Annotated in this window: 5 protein-coding genes; 3 read left to right on the forward strand and 2 right to left on the reverse strand. The window is 48.2% G+C overall.

Annotated elements, in window-relative coordinates; translation table 11 throughout:
* The coding region (locus IEV46_RS18240; RefSeq protein WP_229736199.1) for a hypothetical protein at window positions 1-243 on the forward strand (243 nt) is incomplete at its 5' end.
* Window positions 244-464: 221 nt separating this feature from the next.
* Here IEV46_RS18240 and IEV46_RS18520 read toward each other — a convergent pair.
* Window positions 465-1,562 (reverse strand): hypothetical protein, encoded by a 1,098-nt coding sequence (locus tag IEV46_RS18520; protein WP_505712044.1) that lies wholly within the window; start codon window positions 1,560-1,562, stop codon window positions 465-467.
* 216 nt (window positions 1,563-1,778) lie between these two features.
* Window positions 1,779-1,964 (reverse strand): helix-turn-helix domain-containing protein, encoded by a 186-nt coding sequence (locus IEV46_RS16750; RefSeq protein WP_188433664.1) that lies wholly within the window; start codon window positions 1,962-1,964, stop codon window positions 1,779-1,781.
* A gap of 260 nt (window positions 1,965-2,224) precedes the next feature.
* Between IEV46_RS16750 and IEV46_RS16755 the strand changes: the two genes are divergently transcribed.
* Together IEV46_RS16755 and IEV46_RS16760 are read left to right on the forward strand one after the other, a co-directional pair.
* A complete protein-coding gene (locus tag IEV46_RS16755; RefSeq protein WP_188433665.1) occupies window positions 2,225-3,148 on the forward strand; it encodes a ParA family protein in 924 nt (307 codons plus the stop codon).
* A gap of 3 nt (window positions 3,149-3,151) precedes the next feature.
* A partial coding sequence (locus tag IEV46_RS16760) for a hypothetical protein (RefSeq protein WP_229736201.1) occupies window positions 3,152-3,395 on the forward strand: 244 nt, incomplete at its 3' end.

The following is a 3,395-nucleotide window of genomic DNA, read 5'->3' on the forward strand; positions in this document are numbered from 1 at the left end:
GGCGCTCCTGTTCGGCTGCTGCTTCCCTCCCGACCACTTCCTCGGTCCGTCCGGGAGTGTCCCCGACGTTCTGCCACTACCGGGGGTGCCCGGGTGATGGGGGGGGAGATTGGCGGCCCGGCACTGCCCCCGAGAGCTTCCCCGGTGAGATCCGGAGCGGACCAGGCGCCCGGGGGGAGTCGGGAAGTGAACCGGACACCGGGGAAGAATAGCCCCTCTCCGGCGCTGAGAGCCTCCTCCTGACGAATATAAAGATTATTGGAGGGCAAGAGTACTAGGTGATATTTAAAAGCCGTTTAAAGGGCTTCCCTTCAACACAGACCAGTTTGCAATACAAACAATATATAAATACATAAAACAAGGCGACAACGATAGACTTTCCTGTTTTGAAATCGTTGTCGCCTCCCCTCTCCCGATAAGACTGGCTCTTAGCTCTCAGGAGCGGGTTTGGGGGGCAAACTGGTTTAATTAATAGGTAACTTCTGACGTTGACCGAGTCGCTCCCGCATCCGGTTTAACTTGGCTCTCAATCGGGCTTCTGTTTCCGGATCTACCTCTCCGTCGGGAACTTTTTCTCCTTTCGCTTCCCGTTCTATCGCCTCCGCGACAGCCCGTGGTGGGCGCAGGTCATCATTGTTTTGGCTTCCAGAGCGATAGGGCTTGTCCGGTTGTTTCTTCTCCGGTACTTCGTCCCATCCGTATTTGATCCCGTATACAACCGCACCGATAGGATTATCCGGTTTCTTTTTGGCTGCCGCCTTGATCGCATCCAAAACGGTGTTAACGTCTTGGTTTGCGTCTTTCAGGAAGAGGCGGGCTTTGGACACAGGAAGATCGGTTTTAAAAGATTCCTTCCAGGCGGATTGGACGTCAACAACAATACTCTTTTGTTTTTCGGTTTTTGTTTGGGTGCCGCCAGACCGATCAGGGTTGTTGTTGTTTTCTGCATTAATAAGATTATTTAATACGTTATTAGAGATATTTGATACATTATTGGGTTTCCGTTTGGAAACCGTGACCGTTTCCATTTGGAAACCGTGTACCGTTTCCGTTTGGAAACCGTCCTTTTCTACCGTTTCCATTTGGAAACCGTGGTCATCTTTCTTCGGTCGTCCGCCTTTTTTCCCGTAGAATTGAGAGATGGACCCATAATCCTTTGACCAATCCCGCAACTTTTCAAGCGGCTTTGTTTCAGTCTCATGTGTGTTAGCCGGTGACGTGTAAACGATGATGTTTTTGGGTTTCTGAGATTTCCTGTTAGACTCTTCATATTCGACAATATCAATCAGACCGTACTCCCATAAAGGTCTCGCAATTTTTTCATAGAACTTCTTTTTTTTCATGCCCAGTTTTGTCCACACATCTTCAAGTGAGTAAGGAACCCGGTCGTTTTCCCGGTTCTCATCCCGACGATCCACCCAGGTGTGAAACTTGAGCCAGGCAATGAAAGCGTCATGTCCCAAGACATCCACCCAGTTGTCCGTTACAACAAAACGCAATGGAGGAAGATACAATTCTTCCCTAGCTTTTTTTCCAGATTGGATAAACGATGATTTTTGCATAAAAACCTCTCCCTTTTTACCCAAGCAAGAGAGGAAGAGGTCGCTCCCTCATCAACTCCCTCAATCCCTATATTTTCCTGATTGTTTTCGGGATGAGAGGTGTTACAATGAGGATGTTGAATATAATAGTTAAGCGACCTGTTTTCCAATTTCTTGGGTCGTGGTTTTTAAGCCCTTTCGGTGAGTGGCCAAACTCGAACCGAGGGGCTTATTTCTTTATCCGCATTTTACTTGACTTTCTTCAGACTGTTTTTCAAAAAATTCCTCTAGTTGCTTTTCAGAAACACGCCAATGCTTTCCAAGCTTTGCACCTTTAAGCTTTCCTGTACGAAGATATCTTCGTACAGTTTCGGTCTTGATTTTTAACTTTTCGGCAACTTCTTCCGGTGTGTAAACAATCAATTAACAGTCACCTCTTTTCTCGCTTTTATAATATTATACATTATTTATAGTGGTCAAGGATTACTTTGTGCTAATTTTTGATATTATTTATCAGTATCCATAGTGAGATACAAACCTAAGGAATGACGTTAACCGTTTGGAAAGGGTTTCCGAACCCAAAAGCTGAAACTATTTGGTAGCCTGACAACGAATATCCGGCCTGGGAAGAGTTGCGAAAGTAACGGAGTAAATAGCTGAAAAGACGATAGGGGGCTGAAGAAGTGAAGACGATCACCTTCATTGTGCAGAAGGGCGGGAGCGGAAAAACCATGACCTCAGGCGTCATTGCTTTCTTGCTCGCTCAGAAGTACAAAGTATTGGCTATCGACATGGACGGACAGGGAAATTTGACGGAAATGTTAACCCAGAAAGAGGACATCTATGACGACGATATTTATGAGAAAACGGCGCTTGAGGCGTGTTTAGCCGAAGATGTGCGCCAGTACCGGCTTCATATGGGTGATTACTTCCCCGAGATGGAGAATCTGGATCTGGTGCCGGCCAACGACCTTCTCTCCCGGTTGCCGAAAAAGCTCTATAAAAAATATAGTCTGAATGATAGCGATCCGCGCCCGCTGCAGGCATTGAAGAAATCCCTTGCGCCAGTTGCGGATGAATATGATTATTGCATCATAGACACGCCGCCATCCTTGGGTGAAACTACGTTGAACGCGATCATAGCCGCTGATGGAGCAGTAATCATGTTCGAGTGCTCCAAGTTCGCGCACTCCGCCCTGGGCAGATGTATCAGTGTACTTGATGAAGGACGACGGATGAATCCGGGGCTGCAGCTCCTTGGAATCCTCCCTGCCTTGATTGATGGGCGTAGATGGGACCACGAGGATCTTCTTGAATTGGTGCGGGAAGAGTTTCCGATTATCATGGAGAAGACATTTCCACAGCTTATGCCAGAGTCGATGTATTCCCACGTTGTTTTTGACTCGATCGTGAAACGCTTGGCAGATACCGGTCGTCTCCCCGTAGAGGGACTTTCGGAGGAAAACCCCAAGCTGATTAGCGGTGTGGCTCCTTACCAACCAGTGCTTGTTGAGCTGATGGCCCGGTTAGCGGGACCGGATGCCTTTGCAAAGTACCGTTCTCGTTTGGAAGTCGCGGTGTCACTGGAGAAAAATAAGGGGGAATGACAGTTGGCGCGGGAAAATCGATTGGGGAGAAAAGTGAGCGCGATCAAGCAATGGGTCCCGGATGATATCGAAACCGGACAGGAAGAGGTTGCAACGACAATAGAGGCTCCCCGACAGAAAGAATCAGACAGTTCTAAAACGAAAGTTACCTCTAAGGCTACCGGTACCGATGGCGGTACTGATCCCGGTACCCCGAAGGCTACCGGTACCGATGGTGGTACTGATCCCGGTACCCCGAAGGCTACCG

The organism is Kroppenstedtia guangzhouensis, from assembly GCF_014637345.1.
In the GTDB taxonomy this organism is placed as follows: Bacteria; Bacillota; Bacilli; order Thermoactinomycetales; family DSM-45169; genus Kroppenstedtia; species Kroppenstedtia guangzhouensis.

What these genes read in the sequence shown, in the direction of transcription:
- IEV46_RS18520 (WP_505712044.1), bottom strand. Translation starts at nt 1,562, where the DNA reads ATGCAAAAATCATCGTTTATCCAATCTGGAAAAAAAGCTAGGGAAGAA.